Origin of the sequence: Cohnella herbarum (assembly GCF_012849095.1) — a bacterium.
Classification (GTDB): Bacteria; Bacillota; Bacilli; order Paenibacillales; family Paenibacillaceae; genus Cohnella; species Cohnella herbarum.
This window is the reverse complement of record NZ_CP051680.1, coordinates 292,307-315,401: the sequence shown is the minus strand read 5'-3', so window position 1 is coordinate 315,401 and position 23,095 is coordinate 292,307. Positions and strand designations below refer to the sequence as shown.

Below are 23,095 nucleotides of genomic sequence, written 5' to 3'. Positions count from 1 at the left end.
CTCCTAGATTTGGGATGAACGCGTATATAACAACGATTCATGGATAGCGCTTAGCACCTGCTGACGGAATTCATGGATGAAAAAATGGCCGCCGTCGAATTCGACGATACGGGTGTCGCCATTGACGTACCGGCTCCACTCCTCTGCATCCGCCCGCCCATAGCTATCCTTCGTGCCTCGCATAACGGTAATCCCGCAATCCAGCTTGCCCGGTTTTCCCGTGTCGCGATAGGTTTCGGACAGGCGGTAATCCGAGCGAAGAATCGGCATATAGATGTCGCTCAGCTCCTTATGTTCGAACAGCTCCGCCGGCGTTCCGCCCAATCGCAACACTTCGGCTTGGAATTCCGAATCGGGCAATTCGTGAATCCACGGCTCCGAACGCCCCGTATGCGGGGCGCCGCGCCCGGATAGAAAAAGATGCGCCAGCGGTTGTCCGGTCTCGCGAACGATTCGATGCGCCAGCTCATAAGCGAATAACGTCCCCATGCTGTGCCCGAACAGGGCAATAGGCGAACCGTCTAACTCCTTCTCCACGCAGCGGTATAGATCGTCGGTTCCATCGCCTTCAATGCTGCGGTAGAACGCTTGTCCCATCCGCTCCCCTCTGCCCGACAATTCGAGGGGCACGACTTTGATCGAAGAGTGAATCAGCTTCTTCCACGGATAATAAACAGTCGCGGATCCTCCCGCATAGGGGATGCATATTAACTTCATTCCGCAACCTCCTCTACCTCGACCGAGATGACCGGCCGGTTCTCGATGTAACTCGCCAAAGCTTCGATCGTCCGGTACTGGAAGGATAACGAAGTATCCCGCTCCGGCAGCATCTCCTCCCGCTCCAGCGCCATATGCAGACGCACAAGCTGTATGGAATTGCCTCCGAGATCGAAGAAATCGTCATGAACGCCAATCGTTTCGAGTTCCAAGATCTCCGACCAGATTTCCATGAGCTTCGCTTCGGTCTCGTTGCGGGGTGCCACGTATTCGACTCCGCCATGGATATTACCTTGCGGTACCGGCAACGCCCTTCGGTCGATCTTTCCATTAGGAGTCAGCGGGATGCCGTCCAGTCGAACGAAAAAGGAAGGGACCATATATTCCGGCAACGATTGCATCGCCTGTTCCCTGTATTGCGCCGTCGTTAGCTCTTCATTCGCGACCACGTAAGCGCACAAGTAAGACGGGCGGTTATCGTCTTCGCGCGCGATGACGACGGCTTCTTGAATGGAACAATGCCGCCGCAGAACGGCTTCAATCTCTCCCAGTTCAATCCGGTAGCCGCGAATTTTGACTTGGTGGTCGATTCTTCCCATGTAAGCCAGATTTCCATCCGGCAACCATTTGGCCAAATCGCCCGTTCGATACATTCGACCCTGATTTTGGATTGAATCGGGAGGGAATTTCTCGTTCGTCAAATCCGGACGATTCCAATACCCTCTCGCCAAGCCTTCCCCCGCAATGCATAGTTCGCCTACTACGCCGATCGGTTGCACCCGGTCCGAGCGATCGAGCACGTACATTCTCGTATTCGCGATCGGCTTGCCGATCGCAATGTCGGCCGATTCGGTTAATTCCCGGATCGCGGACCAAACCGTCGTTTCCGTCGGTCCGTACATATTGAATATCCGAGCCATAGTCGTTGCCCGTAACGTTTGCAGCAAATCCGCGGGGAAGGCTTCCCCGCCGATAAGCAAGGAACTTGCCCGACGAAGCGGTTCTAAGATTTGCCCGTCCAGCAGCATGCGCAAACGCGAAGGCGTGAGCTGCATCGTCTTGACCGGATGCTCGGCGATGTATTGTTCCAACGAACGCAGGTCGCGTTCCCGTTGTTGCGCGGGCGCAACCAAAGTCATCCCTGCGGCTAACGGAATGAGCGATTCCAGAACGAATATATCGAATGAAATCGAAGTGAGCGTCAAGATCGAATCGCCTGCTGAGAAAGGGATTTCTTGCGTCATGCCGGCAAACAGATTAGCTAGCGATTGGTGCTCGATCATGACGCCTTTGGGCTTCCCGGTCGAACCCGACGTATAGATGACGTAAGCTAAACTCTTAGGTCCGGCAATCGCCGGCAGGGCAGCTCCGTTATCGCAATAGATGTCCGGATCTGCCAGTTGCATCGACTCGACGGAAATCGGCACGGATTGGCTCGTATGCGACAGAACGAGCTTCGCACCGCTATCCTGTAACATATAATCGAGCCTTTCCTGCGGGTATGCCGGATCCATCGGCAAATACGCGGCGCCCGCCTTCAGAATGCCATAGATCCCGATGAACATCTCCAGCGATCGCTCCGCCATCAGACCGACGACCGTATCCTGCGTTACGCCGCGCTCCCGAAGCGTATGGGCGAGCCGATTCGACCGTTCATCCAATTCCCAATAGGTTAGCCGCTCGTGTTCGAATACGATCGCGACTTCGTCCGGTCTTGCCGCCGCTTGCTCCTCGAACATTTGAAGCAACGTCTTGTCTTTTGCGTAATCGATCGTCGTTTCGTTGAAATCATGGACGATCGACCGCCGTTCTTCCTCAGGCAAAATATCGATGTCCGCCAAACTTCGCGACGGGTCTAAGAGGATGCATTGGAGAATTCGCAGCCAGTGCCTAGACAGACGTTCGATCGTCTCCTTCTTGAACAGCTTGGTGCCGAATTCCATCGTGAACGAAAGGACGCCCGCTTCCTCCGAGGCTTGCAGAGTCAAGTCGTACTTTGACGTTCGCAAGTCGAACGGATACGGCGTTAACGTTAATCCCGGAATTTCGAGCTGCGCTTGATCCATATTTTGCAGAATAAACATCGTATCGAACAAAGGGTTGCGACTGAGGTCCTTGCGAACATTTAGCTTGTCTACCAATTGCTCGAACGGGTAGTCCTGGTGCGCGTACGCCTGCAGGGCGTTCTCCTTCACCTCGAGCAGAAGCTGCTCGAACGTCTTATCCGGCTCCGGCGCGTTCCGCATCGCAAGCGTGTTAATGAATACGCCCAGCATGCCTTCCAGATCCGCGTGCGACCTTCCCGCGATCGGAGATCCGACCACGATATCGGTCTGTCCCGTAACCTTCGCCAGCAATACGTTATAGGCCGCGAGCAGTACCATATATATCGAGCTGCCCGTCCGAGCCGCGACCCGATGCAGCCCTTCCGTCATTTCTCTGTTCGCGGAGAACTGAATCCGATCTCCTTCATAGCTGAACACGGCCGGCCTTCTCTCATCCGAAGGCAAGTCCAATGCCGGAAGCTCGCCGGCGAATCTGTTAAGCCAATAGGTCTCGTCATCCAGCAAAGCGTCTTGATAAGCCGCCTCCTGCTGCCAAGTCGCGAAATCCTTATATTGGATTCGCAGCGCGGGCAGTTCCTTGCCTTCATAGAGAGCGATGAATTCACGGACGAAAATCCCCATCGATACGCCGTCGGATATAATATGGTGCATGTCGAACAACAGTAAATGGCGGTCTTCCGCAATCCTTGCCAGCCCGATTCGCAATAGAGGGGCGGCATGCAAGTCGAACGGCCGAACGAAACGGCTTATGATGTCCTCTAGGGAGCTCCGTTCAGATGTCTTTGATCGACTCATCTCGTACCGTTCGATAGATATAGCCGCATCAGAGGCGATGCGCTGCACCGGAAGCCCGTTCTCCATGGCGAACGAAGTTCGTAATGTGTCATGGCGCATTAGCAACTGCCGTAACGCTTCCGCTAGTCGTCGCTCGTCGATCGCTCCAGCCAGTAGAAAGGCATTTGGATTATTGTATTGCACGCCCTTCCCTTCCATTTGATTCAGGATGAACATTCTTCGCTGCGCCGCCGACATCGGGTAATACTCCAGAATCTCCGCGCTCGGAATGGCGTCATAACCGCGAATTTCCTTCACTCGGATACACTCCGCCAATTCCTCTAAGATCGGGTGCTGAAAAACTTCCCGAACCTGGGCTTCGACGCCCATCTCCTTCTGAATCCGCGATACGAGTACCATCGCTTTCAGCGAGTGCCCCCCCAGCTCGAAGAAATGATCTCGAAGCCCCACGGTTTCGATCCCTAATAACTCTTGCCAGATTTCGGCTAAACGCCGTTCACATGCGTCGCGCGGCGCGGCGTATGGCTTTCCGGTATGAATAAGTTCGACCGGCTCGGGCAACAGTCTTCGATCTAGCTTACCGTTTGCCGTTAGCGGCATCCGATTCAATCTCACGAAGTAGGAAGGAATCATATAGTCGGGCAGCTTGCTCGACAAATACGCCCTTAGTTCGGATACCGGTATTTCCTCATTGGAAGCGTAATATGCGCACAAATAACGGGATTGTTGCGCATCCGACCGATCGATGACCGCTGCTTCACGAATGGCTGGATACGCGGACAGTTGCGCCTCGATCTCGCCTAGCTCGATTCGGAAGCCGCGTATCTTAACCTGGTGATCTAATCTGCCCCGGTATTCGATCGAACCGTCCGGCAACCACCTTGCCAAATCGCCGGTTTTGTACATGCGCTCGCCCGAAACGTAAGGATGGTCGACGAACCGGTCTTGCGTACGGCCCAGTTCCCCGGCATATCCTCTCGCTAAGCCAATGCCAGCGATGCATAATTCGCCGATGACGCCGATCGGCTGCAATCGGCCTAACGGATCTACGACGAATACCGACGTATTATCGATCGGTCTTCCGATCGGGATGATCGTATCGTCATCGTTCGGCGAACAATCGAAGTACGTCACGTCCACGGTTGCTTCCGTCGGCCCGTATAAATTAACCAGCCGGATGGAATGCGGACGGCCTAGAATGCGGTTGAATCGTTGGACGGAAACGAGCGGCAATGCCTCGCCGCTGCATACGACCCACCGCAAGGAAGAGATCCCTTTCGCGACGGTATCCGATGGCTCCGCGTAATCCAAGAAAGCGTTCAGCATCGACGGAACGAAGTGAATCACCGTGACGCCATCGCGCTCGATCGTCTCCGCAAGCCGATTCGGGTCCATCTCCGCTTCCGGAGATAGAACGCTTAACCGGGCCCCGGCCAAAAACCACCAGAACATTTCCCATACGGATACGTCGAAGCTGTACCTCGTTTTCTGAAGAAGAACGTCGTCGCCCGTTAACGGATATTGCTTCTGCATCCAGTTCAGCCGGTTCATGACGGAACGATGCTCGATCATGACTCCCTTCGGTTTCCCCGTCGAACCGGAAGTATAGATCACGTAGGCCAAATGAGACGGACCGGATATCGAAGGCAAATTCGAATCTTCTCCGGCGTACAGGCTAGTATCAGTTAATAGGATCGTATTGACGGGTAACGACAACGCGGTATCCGATTGCGTAAGCACGAGCTCGATCCCGCTATCCCGCAGCATGTAGAATAGACGCTCTTCCGGGTAGGCCGGGTCTAACGGGACATAGGCTCCGCCAGCTTTCAAGATCGCGTAGATGCCCACGATCATCTCGAACGAACGATCCGCCATGATGCCGACGACCGTATCCGCGCGAACGCCCCGCTCCCGTAAATGGCGGGCTAACTGATTCGACCGCGCATTTAGTTCGCGATAAGTCAACTGTCGCTCTTCGAATACGACGGCTACCCGATCCGGCGTTCGGGCCGCTTGCTGCTCGAACGTCTCGTGCAGCGTCGTATGTTCCGGATATGGTGCCGACGTATCGTTGAATGTCCTAAGGATTTGACGCTTCTCTTCCTCCGATATCATCTCGATATCCGCTAACCGTTGAGACGGATTGAGGGCAATGCTCCGAAGAAGCTGCAGCCAGTGCCCGGAAAGACGTGCGACGGTCGCCCTCTTGAATAGCTTCGTACCGTATTCCCAATCGAAGCGAATGCCGTTCGAATCTTCCATCGCTTGTAACGTGAGATCGAATTTGACTGCTTGATGCTCCAATGGCTGCTCCGCAAAGGTGAGACCTTCCAGCTCATACCGCATGCGATCCGTATTTTGCAGAATGAACATTGTATCGAATAAGGGGTTGCGGCTAATGTCTTTGCGCAAACTCAGCTTCTCTACCAATTGCTCGAACGGGTAGTCCTGATTCGCATACGCCTGTAAGGCATTCTCTTTCACTTCCGACAGAAGCTGCTGGAAAGTCTTGTCCGGTTCCGGCGAATTCCGCATCGCGAGCGTGTTGATGAATACGCCCAGCATGCTCTCCAAGTCCGCATGCGATCTTCCCGCGATCGGCGAACCGACTACGATATCCGTCTGTCCCGAATATTTCGCCAACAATACGTTGTAGGCCGCGAGCAGTACCATGTACAGCGTACTGCCCGAGCTTGCCGCGACCCGCTGCAATCCTTCGGTCAATTCCTTGTCCGCCGAGCTCGATAGTCGGTCTCCCTCGAAGCTTTTGACCGCCGGCCTCGGGTAATCCGTCGCGATCTGGAGCACCGGGACATCATCGGCGAATCGGTTCAGCCAATAGTTACGCTGCTCCGCCATTGCATCGCCGTTCAACGCTTGTTGCTGCCAAGCCGCGTAATCCCTGTATTGAATACGGGGTGCCTCAAGCTCCCGTTGCTCATAGTAAGCCATGAATTCCCGAATCAGAATGCCCATCGACACCCCGTCGGAAATCATATGGTGCATGTCGAATAACAGAAAGTGGCGGTTATCCGTCCATTGCGCTAGACCCACGCGGAGCAGTGGAGCCTTAGCGAGATCGAAAGATCTAACGAAGGCGCGAATGGCGTCTTGCGCTGCGGATTCCTTACTCGCTTCCGCGTCAAGCTTGATCCGCTCTACCGACCATGACCCCGCATCCGCATGAATGCGTTGAACCATTAGGCCGTCCTTCAAGGCGAACGAGGTACGCAAGATTTCATGCCTGCCCAACAACGAGCGGAACGTTTCCTCTAGCCGGACAACGTCCAGATTTCCTTCGACGACGAACGCCGCGGGAGAATTGTAATGCAAGCCCTCCCCTTCGATCCGATTCAAAATGAACATTCTCTGCTGAGCGGAAGATAGCGGGTATTCGTCCCGTTCCGGCGCTCGTTCGATGCGGCGATGATTCGAACGCTTGGCCGATCTGACGATATCGGCAATCTCTTGAACGGTAGGATGGTTGAATATCGCGAGCAGCGGGATATCGACTTCGAATTCCCGGTTCATTTTCAGCGCAAGCGATGTCGCCAGCAACGAATGTCCGCCGATTTCGAAAAAATGATCGCGGATGCCGATTCGTTCCTTGCCCAGCACCTCCTGCCATATTCGCGCCAATCGTTCCTCGGTCTCGTCGCGCGGCTCCTCGAATTCGCTTCCGGTATTGAAGCTATCATCCGGCTCGGGAAGCGCCTTGCGATCGATTTTGCCATTCGAGGTCAACGGCAATCGCTCTAGCGGGATGAAGATCGAAGGCACCATGTAACCGGGAAGCTTGCTGGACAATTCATCCCTCAACTGTTGGGAGGTCATCGCTTCATCTAACGCGACGTAAGCGCACAGATGAGGAATGCCTTCCTTATCTGGCCGATCCACGACGACGGCTTCGCGAACGTGCTTCAGCTTGACGAGTTGGCTTTCGATCTCGCCAAGCTCGACGCGGAAGCCGCGGATTTTCACTTGATGATCTTTTCTTCCCAAGAACTCCATGACGCCGCTCGGCAGCATCCGGCCTAGATCTCCGGTCTTGTACATCCGCTCGCCGGGTTCCGGCAGGAACGGGTTAGGCAAGAAAGCTTTCATCGTTTTCCCGGGATCGTTCATGTAACCGCGAGCAACGCCGACACCCCCGATATATAACTCTCCTGCTACGCCGTAAGGAACCGGATTGAGCGCCTCGTCCAAAATGTAGAAGTAGTTGTTGTCCATCGGGACGCCGTACGGAATACTGCTCTGCGTATCCTCTACCGTCCCGATCGGATAATAGTTGGACCATACCGTCGCTTCCGTGGCACCGCCGAGGGCGATAGCCGACGCGTTCGGGAAAAACCGCTCGATCCGCTTGGGCAGCGTGACGGGAATCCAATCCCCGCTCATGAAAACAAGCCTTAAGTCCGTTTGCGTGAAATCCGGCTCATCTTGCCCCAGCATGCTCAAGAGGTGATTCATCGTGGACGGAACGGAATCCCAGAAAGTAATCCGCTCCTGCTTCAATAAGCGAATCATCTCCGTATGATCGCTGACCTGGTCTTTGCGGGCGATAACGACTTTTCCCCCGCAGGCCAGCATGCCGAACAGGTCGTATACCGACAAATCGAAGCACATCGACGTGATAAAGAGCAACGAATCCCTTTCGCCGACCTCGAATCGTTTGTTCACCCATTGGATCAGGTTGACGGCGGAATGATGCTCGATCATGACTCCTTTCGGATTACCCGTCGATCCAGACGTATAGATGATATAGGCCAGGTCCGTCGGCTCTGCGTAAATCCCGCTCTCTTCGTCGGACCATTGTCCATAGTATTCCGGGTCCAGCTTCAGCGTATTGCCGATGCCTAATCCATCGTCGCGATCGGCCAATAAGGCGGTCACTTCCGCGTTCTCGCAAATATACCGTTGACGGGCTTCCGGATATTCAGGGTCGATCGGGACGTAAGCCGCGCCGGTTTTCAGAATGCCGAACATGCCGATGACCATCTCGAATCCGCGATCCGCGATCAGCGCGACGCGATCGCGGGGACGAACTCCCCGTTCGGCGAGCATGGCCGCTACCCGATTGGCTTTGGCGTTCAGTTCCGCATACGTGATTTCCGCTCCTTCCATCGTTAACGCAACCCGGTTCGGCGACCGCGCCGCTTGTTCCTCGAACAACCGATGCATCGTCTTTTCGCGAGCATACGGAGTTTGCGTGTTATTAAAACCGTAGACGATCCTCTCACGTTCTTCCTCCGCCATCAGCGGAATGTCCTGCAAAGCCGCTGCGGGATCGGCAGCGAAGTTACGCAATATTCGCAGGTACATGTTAAACGCCGTTTCGATTTCCGATTCGTAGAAATAGTTTCGAGCATATTTGATTTGCACGCCCAAGCGATTCCACGTTCTCGTCACTTCCAGATCGAAGAGCGTATTGGTCATCTCGCTGGACTGAAGATTCAATCGGCGATCCGATCCTTTGATTTCATTCTGACGGTCCATATTCTCAAGCACATGAAAGTCGGTAAAGTTGAACAAGGCGTCGAACAACGGATTGGCCGCGTGCTGACGGCCTTCTCCTAGCAGATTAGCGATATCGACTAAGGGCATATCGTGCGTGGCGACCTGCCGCAAACGCTGCTTAACTTGATCCATGAACGATAGTCCCGTGCGGGTTCTAATAATCGTTTCGCGGAACGGCAACGTGTTAAGGAAGCAACCGAGCATGTTCTCTCCGTCTTCGATCGCCGGACGATCATGCGTGACGATACCCGTTACCAGATCCTGCTCCGTCGTAATAACGGACATCAAATACAAGTAAGCGGAGAAACAAATCTCCTTTAACGTGAATCCTTGATCGCGCGTTAACCGATCCAACGCGACAAGGAGCTCCTGATCGATCTCGCTGCGATAGATCGCGCTCGCTGGCCGGCTTCCGATCTGCTTGGCGGCTAGGTTATACGGCAGCTTATTGCGCGTATACCCTTCCAGTTCCCTCTTCCAGAATTGTTCCGTTTCCAGAGAACAGTTGCGAGACAATTGGATGCCCACGTAATCCTTGTAACTCGCCTTCAAAGGCTCCGCCGCGACTACGTCGCCTTGAAGCAATCGCTCGTAAGTATCGATGATTTCCTTATTGAAGCTTGCGACGCTCCACCCGTCCAAGATGGCGTGATGGAAAGATAGAACGATACATACTTCTCGCGGGCTGAGCTGAAATACGCCGAGCCTCCATAACAAATCGCCGTCAAATCGAAATTTGTTTCGCAAATCTTCGGCCATATAAGCTTGGATTCGTTGTTCTTGCTCTTCGCTAGCGCATGCCGATAAATTTTCAAGCGGCATTGCGGGCATCCGATCCCGATGGACGATCTGAACCGGTTCGCTATACCGCTCCAATTGCATGGACGTTCGAAGGATCGGATGTTTGACGGCAAGCCTAAAAACGGTCTCGCGAAGCAGTTCCCAATCGAACCTCGCGAAATCCAAGACGTAATAAAATTGGTCGTGATAGATCGGTTCATCAGGCTTCAACTTGGAGTAGAAAACCATGCTCATCTGGATGCTGCTTAGCGGATAGTAATCTTCGGCGTCGGCAGGCATCGGGACATTCTCAATTTCGTTTTGCAGCCTGCTCTTCATCCCTTCGAGCAGATGAAACCCCCGTTCACGCTCGTCGACTCCCTCCGAGACCGGTAACGCTAGCAATACCGCCAATTCGGCTATCGTCGGATTTCGATAGAAATCGGCTACGGAAAGATTGCACCCCAGCGCTTTGTTCAAACGGCTGATGAACCGGATAACTTTGATCGAATCGCCGCCGATGGCGAAAAAGTTATCTTGAATGCCGATCTCATCAAGCTGAAGAACATCGGCCCATAGATCGGCGATTTCCCGTTCCTCCGGCGTCCGTGGAGCAACATAGATTTGCTTAGCTGTACGCGATAACTCGGGCTGAGGCAACGCCTTGCGATCTACTTTTCCGTTATCGGTTAAGGGCAAGGCTAGAAGATGCTTGAAGAAAGCCGGAATCATGAAATCGGGCAATTCGGATGCAAGGTGTTCGCGTAAGGAACTTACATCCACTTCTTGTTCCGCGACATAGTACGCCACCAAGTCGAATTGACCTGCCGCGTCCTTTCTTGCGATGACGAGACACTCTTGTATTTCTTCTTGCTGGAGCAGCTTCGTTTCAATTTCCCCTAGCTCGATGCGGTGGCCTCTAATCTTGACTTGGTGGTCGATGCGCCCGAAATACTCAAGCTCGCCCTCTTCCGTCCATCTCGCCAAATCTCCCGAGCGATACAGTCTTTCCCCAGGCAGGAACGGATCGTTAAGAAACTTTTCTACCGTCAACGTTTCATTATGGATATAACCTCTCGCTATGCCCTCGCCGCCGACATAGAGCTCACCGACGACGCCTTGCGGCTTCAGCCTTTGCCTATCGTCCAGAATATAACAGCGCAGCGTGGGAATCGGCTTGCCGATGTTGCTGACATTGGTCGCGATTTCCGCATCCGTGATTTCTTTGAACGTCACGTGTACCGTCGTCTCCGTAATCCCGTACATGTTGATGAGCTTGGTGTCGGCGTAACGTTCTTTGAATGGCTTCAGGATCGCCGGCTTTAACGCTTCCCCGCCGAATATGACATACCTAAGCCGCAGCTCCGGTTGCTCCCGTTCCAAGTCATGCTGAATGATATGGTAAAAGGACGACGGCGTCTGATTCAATACGGTTACGTTTTCCCGGATCATCGTTTCCACGAATCGCAACGGATCCTGCGCCACGTCCTTGCGAATGACGACTAATTTACCGCCGTACAACAACGCGCCGTACATTTCCCATACCGAGAAGTCGAAGCAATACGAATGGAACATCGTCCATACGTCGTTCTCGTCGAATTGGAATAGCGGTTTATCGTGAAACAACAACCGTACGACGTTGCGGTGTTCGATCATGACCCCCTTCGGTTTACCCGTCGTTCCGGAAGTATAGATCACGTATGCCAGATCATCCGAACCATTCACGGACGGCAAAGGATCGAACGAAATCGTAGGCACATGGGACAAATCTAGCATTTCGCACGGCAGCTCCGGCATTTCCTTCGGACCGCTAGAATCGTGAACAAGCAGCCTCACTCCGCTGTTTTCCAGCATATAGGCAACGCGCTCAGCCGGATAAGCCGGGTCGATCGGCACGTAAGCTCCCCCTGCCTTCAGGATGGCGAGCAAGCTCAAGATCATTCCCGCCGAGCGCTCCGTCATCACGCCGACGCATTGATTCGGGACCACGCCTCTGCCTCGCAATACATGCGCCAGATTATTCGCTTTAGCGTCCAATTCCCAATACGTCCACCGCTCGCTGCCGTCGACGACGGCGATGCGGTCGGGAGTCTTTAAGACTTGATCTTCGAACATACGTTGAATCGTAGCTTTCTCGTCATAGACGGCATGCGTATCGTTAAAGTCGTATACAAGACGCTGCTTTTCCTCGGATTCGACCAAGTCGATATCCGCCATCATGATGTTCGGTTCATCTAACACCACTTGCAAATAGCGCGTTAACCGGCGAACGATCGCATCGACCATCGATTCTTCGTACAAAAGAGCTCCGAATTCCACCTCTACATGGAGCGTCTGCTCGCGCTTGGTAAATGCGAACGTCAAATCCGGAACATACCCTTCCGTAACGCCCGCTTCGTGGATGGGATCATATAGAACCACGACTTCGCATAGCTCCTCCACCCGATCGCGCAACGGATAAAACTCGTGATCGTTCGCTTCGATTACCGTTCGCTTGACCTCGGACAGAGTCGTCTTAAAGCTGCTCGATCCATCAAAAGCGAGACATAAAGGCAAAATTGCATTCATGCGTTGTGCTTCGTCCGCATCACCGCGAAATACCGGCGATCCGACGACGATCTCTTCGGCTTGCGCGTACATGTGCAGTAAAAAGGGGAAAGCGGACAATACCGTCATGTATACGCCGTAATCCGAGTGATTGCAGAAAGCGAATAATCGCTCGGATAGTTGTTGCGGAACTGCATAGCTTTTCGTTCTCGAAGCCCGTTCGCGTTGATCTTGAGCGGACGACGCAACGTCGTAAGGAAAGGTTACCGGCATAAGGCCATCTCTTAATTGCTGCTGCCAATACCGTTGCTCTTCCTCGAATTCGCCGCTTGCCGATAGCATATTTAACGCATATTTATCGATCATCGATACTCCTCCGATTCAAAAGTTGAACTCGATTTCCTCCGAAATCGCAATTTTTCTTTTCGCGATTTGACCGTGCAATCGAATGTCTTGCAGCCTAACCTCCGGATTCGTCGCGATATCGGAGAGAATTATAGCATAGTCGTCCAGCAATCGGTTGGCGGTCTCCAAACGGTATAACTTAACCGCGTATTCCAACCTGAGCGCGAGTCCCCCCTCTTTCTCCGCCGCTTCGAGACTGAGGTCGAATTTCGATACGGCAGGCAAGAACGAATAGGGGGCGACCGCTAGCCGGTCAGCCTTAAGCTCGACCGATTCGAAATTCTGCATCATAAAGAGGACATCGAAAAGCGGATTCCGGCTAACGTCCCTAGGCAGGTTTAACTTCTCGACTAACATTTCGAATGGGTAGATCTGGTTATCGAAGGCCGACAAAGCGTTATCCTTAACCGTTTCCAGCAATTCCTTGAAAGATTGATGCCCGGACAATCGGGTACGAATGACCAACGTATTCACGAACATGCCGATGATCCGTTGCAGATCGGCGTGCGTTCTGCCCGCGGAAGGCGTCCCGACGATAAGGTCTTCCTGGCCGCTATACTTGGATAACAGAACGAAAAACCCGGCCAGCAGTACCATATAGAGCGTGCTTCCGCTTTCTGCCGCGACTTTTCTAAGCCGATCCGTCAGCTCCTCGTCGATGGTCAGGAAGACGTGTGCTCCTTCAAAGCTTTGCACGGACGGTCTAGGGAAATCCGTTGGAAGCTGCAACGAAGGAAGATCGCCGGACAGCGATTCCATCCAATACCTTTCTTGCCTATCGATCATTGAAACCGCGTTCGGACTCGACTGCCAGACCGCGTAATCCTTGTAATGAATCCGAAGGTCCTCCAACTCTATCCCTTCGTACAGGTTAAGAAAATCTCCGATGAGAATGCCGCTAGATACGCCGTCCGATATCAAATGATGCATATCGATGAAGAGTACGTGGGCATCCAAGTCCGACGGGTCGCGATGAAGGAGCTTCAGAAGAGCAACTCGAACCAATGGCGGCCTGCTTAGATCAAATGGAGTGACCAGCTCTCTTAGCGTTTCTTCCAACCGATCTTCGGAAGTCTCCCCATATTGGATCGCAAACGGAACGTTAGGGTGAATAAATTGAACGAACTCGCCGTCTTCTACGGCAAACGATGTTCGTAACGCTTCATGCCTCCTAAGCAAAGCCTCGAAGGAAGCCTCCAATCTTGGGATATTGATCTCGCCTTCAATCCGATAAGCACCGGCGATGTTATAGGCCGTATGCGCTCCTTCCAGTTGCTGCAATACGAACAGCTTTTTCTGTCCATGGGTAACTGGGTAATTGCTCCTGGCTTCGGCGGCCGGAAGCTCATCGAAGCGAGTGGGCTTCGTATTCGAGATCAAGTTCGAGAGCCGCTGGATCGTCGGGGCTTGGAAGAGCTGTTTTAACATCAGCTCGACGCCCAACTCCTCATGAATGCGAGTCAGCAACGCGATGGCTTTAAGCGAATGTCCACCCAGCTCGAAGAAATGATCCTGAATACCGATCTTTTCGATGGCGAGAATGTCGCTCCACATCCAGGCAAGCCGGCGTTCGGTTTCATTCGTCGGCGGCACGTAGCTATCATCGGAAGCGCGGACTGGCTCGGGCAATGCCCTTTTGTCTACTTTCCCGTTCGAAGTGAGCGGAAGCTTGTCCAACACGACGACGTAGGCGGGAACCATATAATCGGGCAGACGCTCCCCGACGAAACGACGAATCTCGCTCGCGGCAAGCGCATGTCCATCCGTACCGATATAGGCGCACAGTTCGATCCCGCCCTGCGAATCCGCGTGAGGAACGACAATGCATTCCGTCACTTTCGGATGGCTCGACAAACAATTCCCTAACTCGCCCAGCTCGATTCGAAATCCTCGAATTTTGACCTGATCATCTATCCGGCCCACGTATTCGATCGTCCCGTCCGCCAGCCACTTGGCCTGATCCCCGGTTCTATACATTCGCGTACCGGACACGAACGGATTCGGTGCGAACTGCTTCGCCGTCAACTCCGGACGATGCAGGTAACCTCTGGCTAGCCCCGCTCCTCCTATGCACAACTCGCCAGGAACGCCGATCGGTTGCAATTGGTCGTGTTCATTAACGATGTAGGCTTGCGCATTCGGGATCGGAATTCCGATCGGGACGGACGTGCTCTCGCTGGAATCTCCGGCTGGAGGGGCAGTCCATGCCGTCGCGCATATCGTCGTTTCGGTCGGCCCGTATGCGTTGACGTATTGCAGATTTCCTCTCCACTTTGCCAGCAAATCCGCGGTGGAAGCCGAGCCTGCCGTTATGACGGCGCGCAGCGTCCGCAAGTTATCCGGCCGTAATCCCGCCAAGTAGGTTGGCGGCAAAGTCGCGACCGTGATCCCCTGATCGTTGAAATAATGCTCCAACTTGTCGTAATGATGAATCGTTTCCGAAGCCAATACGTGCAGCTCTCCGCCATTGAACAAGCTCATGAACATTTCCCACACGGAAGCATCGAACGAAAAACTGGCGAATTGCGCGATTTTATCGGTATTCGCCACCTTCAGCTTCAACTGGAAGTAAACCTGCAGGTTAACCATGCCACGGTGCTCGACCATGACACCCTTCGGTTTGCCCGTCGAACCGGAAGTATAGATGACGTACGCAAGATCGTTAGCCGTACTCCGCGGTTCGAGATTATCCGTAATCGGGCGGGAGCCCCCGTTCACGAAACGTTGATCGTCGACGTGCAACGTCTGAAGATGTGCCGGAATTCGTTCCGCCAGTCGAAGTTGACTGATCACGATGCCCGTCCCGCTGTCCTCCAGCATGTAGCGAATGCGCTCCTCCGGATATTGCGGATCGATCGGCAAATACGCGGCACCGGCTTTCAATACGCCCAATACCGCCACGACCATCTCCGGCGAGCGTTCGACCATGATGCCGACGATGTGATTCGGCGCGGCTCCCCGTTCCCTTAATTCCATTGCCAAACGATTGGCTCTGTCGTTCAATTGCCCGTAAGTCAATCTTTCATTGCCGTAGACGACCGCGATCGCATCGGGAGATTGGCACGCTTGCTCCTCGAAGATCGAATGCATCGTACGGTCCGTTTCATATTCGACATGAGTCGCATTGAAGCCGAACAATAGCCTAGCCTTCTCCGAATCATCCAGCATGTCGATCGCGGACAGCAACTGATCGGGAGAACGCGTCACTTGCGCGAGAATATTCGTATAATGACGAATCAATCGTTCCATCGTCTTCTCGTGGAACAGCTCGGTCGCATATTCGAAGTTCAAGCGAATGGAATCGCCGTGCTCCGCCAGCTCCAACGTGAAGTCGAATCGGCTGCGACGCGCGTCGTACGGATATAGCCGCACCTTCGCTTCTTCCGTGTCGCCGTCCGCCCATGACATATTCTGATACGCGAACATCGTATCGAAGAGCGGATTGCGGCTAAGATCCCTGCGAAGCGCCAGCTTGTCCACTAATCGTTCGAACGGATAATCCTGATGCTCCATAGCCCGCAAAGTATTTTCCTTCACGTCGACCAGAAACCGACGGAAGGTTAAGTTTCCTTCAGGTTTGTTGCGAAGCGCGAGCGTATGGACGAACATGCCTATCACCCGATCAAGATCCGCATGGGACCTCCCGGCTACGGGAGAGCCGACGACGATGTCCTCTTGGCCGGAATATTTGGCTAGCAGCACGTAATACGCGGACAAATACACCATGAATGGCGTCGCCTCAACGTCTGCGGCCAGAGATCGCACCGCTTCATGTAGCGTTTTGGCCATTTCGAAGCTAAGTCGCTTCCCCTCGTGGCTGCGAATGGCGGTTCTCGGCGAATCGAGCGGCATATTCAAGACCGGCACCTCGTCCGAGAACGACTCCAGCCAATACCTTTCCTGCATTCGCATGTGATCTGAATGTAGCAACCCCGTCTGCCAGACGGCATAATCGCGGTATTGGATCCGCATTTCGGGAAGCTCTTCCCCTTGATAGAGAGCCAGTAATTCCTGAATCATCACGCCGATGGACACTCCGTCCGAAACAACGTGATGCATATCGAACATTAGGAGCCATTTTGCCTCTCCCATTCTGACCATACCCGCACGGAATAACGGACTATGTTCCAAGTCGAACGGGCGAATAAAGCGATCGATATGCGCTTGCCGGCTCTCTGTGTCGGCATCGAACAAATCAACCGCAAAGTCGACGGACGGAGAGATGATTTGCACGAATTCGCCTTCCTGCCAGCGGAACGAAGTTCGAAGACTTTCATGCCTATGCACCAGCTTCTCGCAAGCGGCTTGAAACCGTTCGACGTTCACTTCCCCTTCGACCTCGAAAAAACAAGGTTGATTGTATGCCGTGTCCGCCGCTCTCGCGCCATCCATTCGGCTAAGCACCAGCAACCGCTTCTGAGCCGAAGTTACCGGATAGCAATCGCGATGCTCAGCAGGCTCGATAGCGGCATGGACGGTTGGACCCGTCCGGTGGATCAATGCCGCCAAGCCTCGAATCGTCGGTACGGCGAACAAGTCGCGAAGGGATATCCGCGTATCGAACTTCCGATGAATCCTCGAGGCTAGCGAGACGGCCTGCAGCGAGTTGCCCCCGATTTCGAAGAAAGGATCCGTAACGCCGATCGGCTGTATGCCCAATAGATCTTCCCACAGCTCGACTAATTCGCGTTCGATTGCGGTTACGGGCTCACTATATTCCGTCTTTCTTCCCGATACGGATTGCTTTCGCTTCTGAACGAGGCGCAGAAGACTTTCCGAGTTATGATAACGCAAAGGCAGCAAGTCGCGGGCATGTCTTAACGCCGCGATATCCTTATAAGCTTCGGAACTATGCCAATCTCGCGGGCCTTCCTCCCGGCTCGGGCGATGATTTACCGAGGGGACGGAAGCCACTGTCCTTAGTAAGGTTGGCGACGTGCTGGCCGCGCTTTCGCGTTGCCCGAAATTCGCCGCGCTCGGCAAGTGCGACACGGAAGCCTTCAACCGTTCGTTCGTTAGCATAATATGAGGGGGGCAATCCGGAATGCTATCCACGCGCAAACGATAGGCGGTCCTCCCGCTTGCATTGTTCTCCAACCGCCATCCGGACGTTTCCAGGAATTCGTGGAAAGGCGCGTTCTTGTCGGTGGAAACGTATTGCGCTTCGATATACTCGGCTTGGCAACTAGCGGCAACCCTTTTCAACTCGGATAATATCGCCTGTTCTACGCCTCTGCCGAGCACGCGGCAGCTTAATAGGAACGTGTCCAGAATGAACGACTCCCTGTCGGCCTTCCCCGCTAATAAACCCACAAATCCGTATTCTCCGAAGCGATCCTCTACCTCGATGCTCCACATTGAATTGCCAGATATCGAAAGCATGTCCGTAAGCTCGTTTTCCGTCCTGGGAACGGAATGCATGTTGAATTGATTCGTACGTTGCGTAAGCTGAGCAGCCCTCCGGACATGATCCTCGCGCAAGCTTGCCATGACGATTCGCAGCCCCAAACCGCGAAGGAATTGTTCCATCGAAACATTGTCTTCCTGCAAATATTGGCGCCGTATGGATTCGGCCGCATAGAGAGCGGTTCGCTTGCGGTCTTCTTCCGTCACGACCAACCTATCGAATCCCCATACGTGCCGTAGATATTCCGCAAAATGCCGCTCGTCCTCCGGTAATTGCAAGGTCAGCACGGAAGGGCAACTTTGCATCATTTCCGCGCACTCCATCCCGCTATCGTCAACGAATATAAAACTATCCAGTCCTAAGTTCAACTGCTCGGCAATTTCCCGCACGGCCGTCGACTTCGCGCCCCAATGAATTCGGGCGGCGGCAATATGTTCTTTCCTAAGCAGCATATCCGGATGGCGTTCGAACGTCTCCCAGACGTCCGCTTCGTTGTTCTTGCTGCTGATCGCCAGAAGCATGCCTTCCTCGTACCTATCCAACATGAAACGTTGCAACGCTTGATAATGGCCGGATATTTCTACTCCGGTCGGACCGTCTTCCCCGCAAATCCCCTTCCAGAGGGTATTGTCGCAATCGAGGACGACGACTTTGAAGCTCTGTCTTTTCCAAGCGATCAACTTTCGGGCGATAGCCGTTCCGATGACCGCGTAAAATTCATCCGTGAAAGGGGCATGCCCTTCCTGATCCGTAACCTCGTCGTACATATGCCGTACTTCATACGAATCGGCCAACGCTTCGTTCAACTCGAGAACGAAAACGCGCTCGAGACTGCCAAGAAACTTCCTCCATCGTTCGTTCAACGTTACCAAGTAAGAGGACAGTCCGCTCTCGAACAGCAAATGATCGGAGACAGGGAATATTCCTACGAAATGCGGCACTCCTTTCTTCCGCAAGCCGAAAGCTTCTATTAAATCCGAATATATCTTTTCAAGCTTGGAGATTGTGACGTCGATCGGGCTTTCGTCATCCCGGATCCAATCTTCGAACCGGATCAGCAGCACGTTAACCCCGTCATTCCTGCCGAGCAAGCTGCCATGATCCAGCAACTCTTGGAATACTTGATGGTACGGGGCGAACGATACGCCGACCGGCAGATCAAATTGTCCGCACCACCAATTCACATGATCGCCGATCTGCTCGGCGGTGAACGTGGCGCTAATCGCTACCGAAAGGGATGGTTTAATATCATAAGCAGCCGCGCTTTCTTTGATCACGACCTCATCGTGTTCCTCGGCAAAATTCCTTTCCAGCAAGCGCGACAGCGGAGCCTCCGGCTCGGAGACCGACGCTTCCGCAAGCTTCAAGAATGAGGACACCCACTGCTTCATCGTTGTTTCCGCGAACAAAGCCGTGTCGTATTCCAAGACAAGCACGAGCTGATCGTCCGAATCCTGCCAAACATCCAGCTTGACATCCAACGAAGACGTAGGACGGTTAAGCGGATATTCCGCAAAAGACAGCCCGTCGACCTCCAGCCGCAAAGGATTCGCCGAATTCATCTTATACTCGTTGTGATAGACGAACATCGTATCGTACAGAGGGTTTCGGGAGCGGTCCTGCTTCAGCGCCAAATCCGATAACATCAAGTCGAACGGATAGTCGTTCGCATAGGCTTTGCCTATCCCCTCGTTAATTCCCGTCAAATAGTCCGAGAAAGTCGTCTTCGCGGCGAACCGGACGTGAATAGGCAAGAAATTAATGAACATGCCGAATACGCGCTCAAGATCCGGATGGTTTCTGCCCGCCACCAACGTACCGACGATGAGGCTATCTTGATTGGAATACCCGTGCAATAGCAGGGCGTACAGCGCGAAAAGCAGGGAGTTCATCGTTAACCTGCGCTCGATCGCAAGCTGCTCCAACTGTCGTTTCAATGAAGCTTCCATCGGCACTCTTATGCGGCTTCCGCCCGGCAGCTTGCTTTCGGGTCTCGGAAAATCATACGGAAGCTCCAGCACGGGAAGCTCGCCCGACAATTGATCCGTCCAGTAGGCTTTGCGATCCCGAAGCTCGCCGTCTTTAATCGAACGTTGCTGCCAGACGGCGTAGTCCTTATATTGAACTTTAAGCTCAGCCAGCCGTATTCCGTTGTACAGATCGCAAAACTCTTTCATTAAGATGCCTGTGGACATGCCGTCCGACATAATATGGTGAAGATCGATCATCAGCAAATTACGATTCGCCTGAAGCGTCACCAAACCTACCCTTAGCAACGGCGGGCACGATAGATCGAAAGGCCGAATGAATGCATCGACGATGTCGTCCAATCGTTCCGGCGTACCGTTATGGAGCTCGATTTCGAAATCCGTTCGAGCGACAACCCGCTGTCTCGCTTCCCCGTCGGCAAATTCGAATGCGGTTCTTAGAGATTCATGTCTGTCCACCAGCCGCGCGAAAGCCTCGTTCACGCGGTCGGAATCTAGTTCGCCCTCCACCATAACGCAAAAAGGCGTATTATTCGCCGTACCGATCGATCCGAATTGCTCTTGCGCGAATACGCGCAATTGCGAAGAGGTCAGCGGATAATAATCGCTTAGCTTCGCAGGCGGCAAGGGAAGATAGCCTGCGGTTCGGCGAAGTCCATCGCCGGATCGGCGTTCCACGAATGCCGCGAGTTCGTTCAGGGAGGCATAGGTGAACAAATCGGCTACGCTCAAGTCCGTCGCCCAATGCGCGCGAATCCGATTCGCGATTTTCAACGCCAGAATGGAGTCTCCGCCCAACTCGAAGAAATTGTCCTCATAATGAATTTGCCGAAAGCCGAGCACCTCGCCCCATATCCGGGCTATCTCCTTCTCAGCGGACGTATACGCATCTTGATCGCGCCCCGTCAATTCCACCTCATAGACCGCGGGTTGACGGTTTTCGCCAGAATGAACAACCGCCGCCGATAGCGTAATCCGTTCGATGTTCAACCAACAGCGGCTTCTTTCGAAAGGGTAGGTCGGAATATGAACGCGCGCGTACGACTGCTCCGCATACAGACCGTCCCAATCGATATCGGCGCCCATCGCGTAAAGTTTCGCCAACTCTTCCCATGCTTGATCTTCCGCTGCGTAGATAGGATCATCCGCACTCCATGCCGCGGACTTACGCGAGCCGTAATAAATACCTTTCAGCTCTGCCGAGGCGAATTCGCCGGCAATCAGACGATCAAGCTTGTCCTGCAGATCTTGCCGATCCCGGAACACGATGGCCAAGCGATATTCATGATGGTCTCTCCCCGTAAGGGCGGTATAGCAAATCCGTTCAGCGCTAGCCTCGCCCCAATCGAACGTCCGATACAGCGCGGCTAGCTCGCGTAACGCGCTTTCGCTCTTGGCGGATAACGTCAGCAAATGATCCTGACGATTCGCTTTCGACCCATAGAGCGGAAGCTTGCTCTTCTCGCGATCATCATTCGGCGCTTCCTCCAGCACGAGATGGCAGTTGGTTCCGCTGATCCCGAACGCGCTAACTCCGCATCGGCGAGGGTACTCCTTCGCCGGCCAATCCGACAGGCGATCGTTCACGTAGATCGGAGAATCGATGAAATCAATGCTTCTATTCGGCCTCGCGAAATGCAGCAACGGGGGGATTTGCTTCCGCTTCATGGCAAAGATAGCCTTGAGCATCCCCATCGCCCCTGCCGCATGATCCAGATGTCCGACGTTCGATTTGACGGAACCGACCGCTACGAACTGCTTGCGATCCGTATACTTGCGGAACGCTCTGTCCATTCCCGCGATCTCGATCGGATCTCCCAGCTTAGTACCCGTACCGTGCGCCTCCATATAGGAGATCGTAGCCGGATGAATGCCCGCGTTATCCCATGCCCGAACAAGAACGTCCTCCTGCGCCGCCACGTTCGGCGCCGTTAGCCCGACCGAGCTCCCGTCTTGATTAACCGCGCTCCCTTTAATGACGGCATGGATCGCGTCGCCATCCCGCAGCGCTTTGCCGAGCGGCTTGAGTAGGAAAGCAATGACGCCTTCTCCCGCCCCGGTCCCGTCCGCGCCGTCGTCGAACGTGCGAGCGCGCCCGCTGGATGACTCGATTCCGATCTTCACTTCGTTCGCGAGCGGAAGCAGATTAATTTTCACGCTGCCCGCGATCGCCATCTCGCATTCCCGGTTGCGGATCGCCTGGCACGCCAAGTGAATCGCCACCAACGAGGACGAGCAGGCCGTATCCACGCATAAGCTGGGACCGTTTAAGTCCAGCAAATAAGAAATTCTCCCCGCAATGATCGATGAGATGTTTCCGGGCACGCCCATCGACAGAAGCTCGGGATCCGTATCGGAGATCATACGCTTGTAATCGTACAAGCTATCCGAATTGAACCCTACGTACACACCCGTTCGCGATCCGGCAAGCGTTCGCCTGCAGTATCCCGCGTCCTCGATCGATTTCCAGGCCGTCTGCAGGAACAATCGCTGGTTCGGCGTCATCAGGCTTGCTTCTTTGGGCGATAACCGGAAGAAGCTATAGTCGAATTCGTCGATCCGATCCAGATAGGCGCCTTCGAAATAGGACAGCGGCCGATCGCCGTTCCGGGTTTTGCTTCGCGCGAACGGATCTACGTCGCTGCGTCTTCCTTCCGGAAATTCCGTTATGAAATCCACTCCGTTGCAGATGCATTGCCAGAACTGTTCGATATCGTCTACCATTGGAAGCTGTGCCGCCAAGCCGATAATCGCGATTTCCTGCATCGATTCTTCTTCGATTTCGAATCGTTGTTCATTTTCATTGTCGTCCAATAGGTTGAAATCGAGCATATTTGTCCTCCTTACCTGAAGTCCGAAAGTGTGCAATTTGC

General features: G+C 53.8%; 3 protein-coding genes. All 3 read right to left on the bottom strand.

Going from position 1 to position 23,095, the window contains the following annotated elements; translation table 11 throughout:
• Positions 1-3: 3 nt before the first annotated feature.
• From HH215_RS01255 to HH215_RS01245, 3 genes are read right to left on the bottom strand one after another with little or no spacing between them, the layout of a single operon-like run.
• Positions 4-717, bottom strand: coding sequence for a thioesterase II family protein (locus HH215_RS01255; RefSeq protein WP_169278246.1), 714 nt, complete (start codon positions 715-717; stop codon positions 4-6).
• Entirely contained in the window at positions 714-12,788 is a 12,075-nt protein-coding gene (locus tag HH215_RS01250) for a non-ribosomal peptide synthetase (RefSeq protein WP_169278245.1), read from the bottom strand. Before HH215_RS01250 ends, HH215_RS01255 begins: the two co-directional genes overlap by 4 nt.
• Positions 12,789-12,803: 15 nt before the next feature.
• The gene (locus tag HH215_RS01245) at positions 12,804-23,054 is read right to left on the bottom strand and encodes a non-ribosomal peptide synthetase (protein ID WP_169278244.1); all 10,251 of its coding nucleotides are present in this window, start codon (positions 23,052-23,054) and stop codon (positions 12,804-12,806) included.
• Between the last annotated feature and the right edge of the window lie 41 nt (positions 23,055-23,095).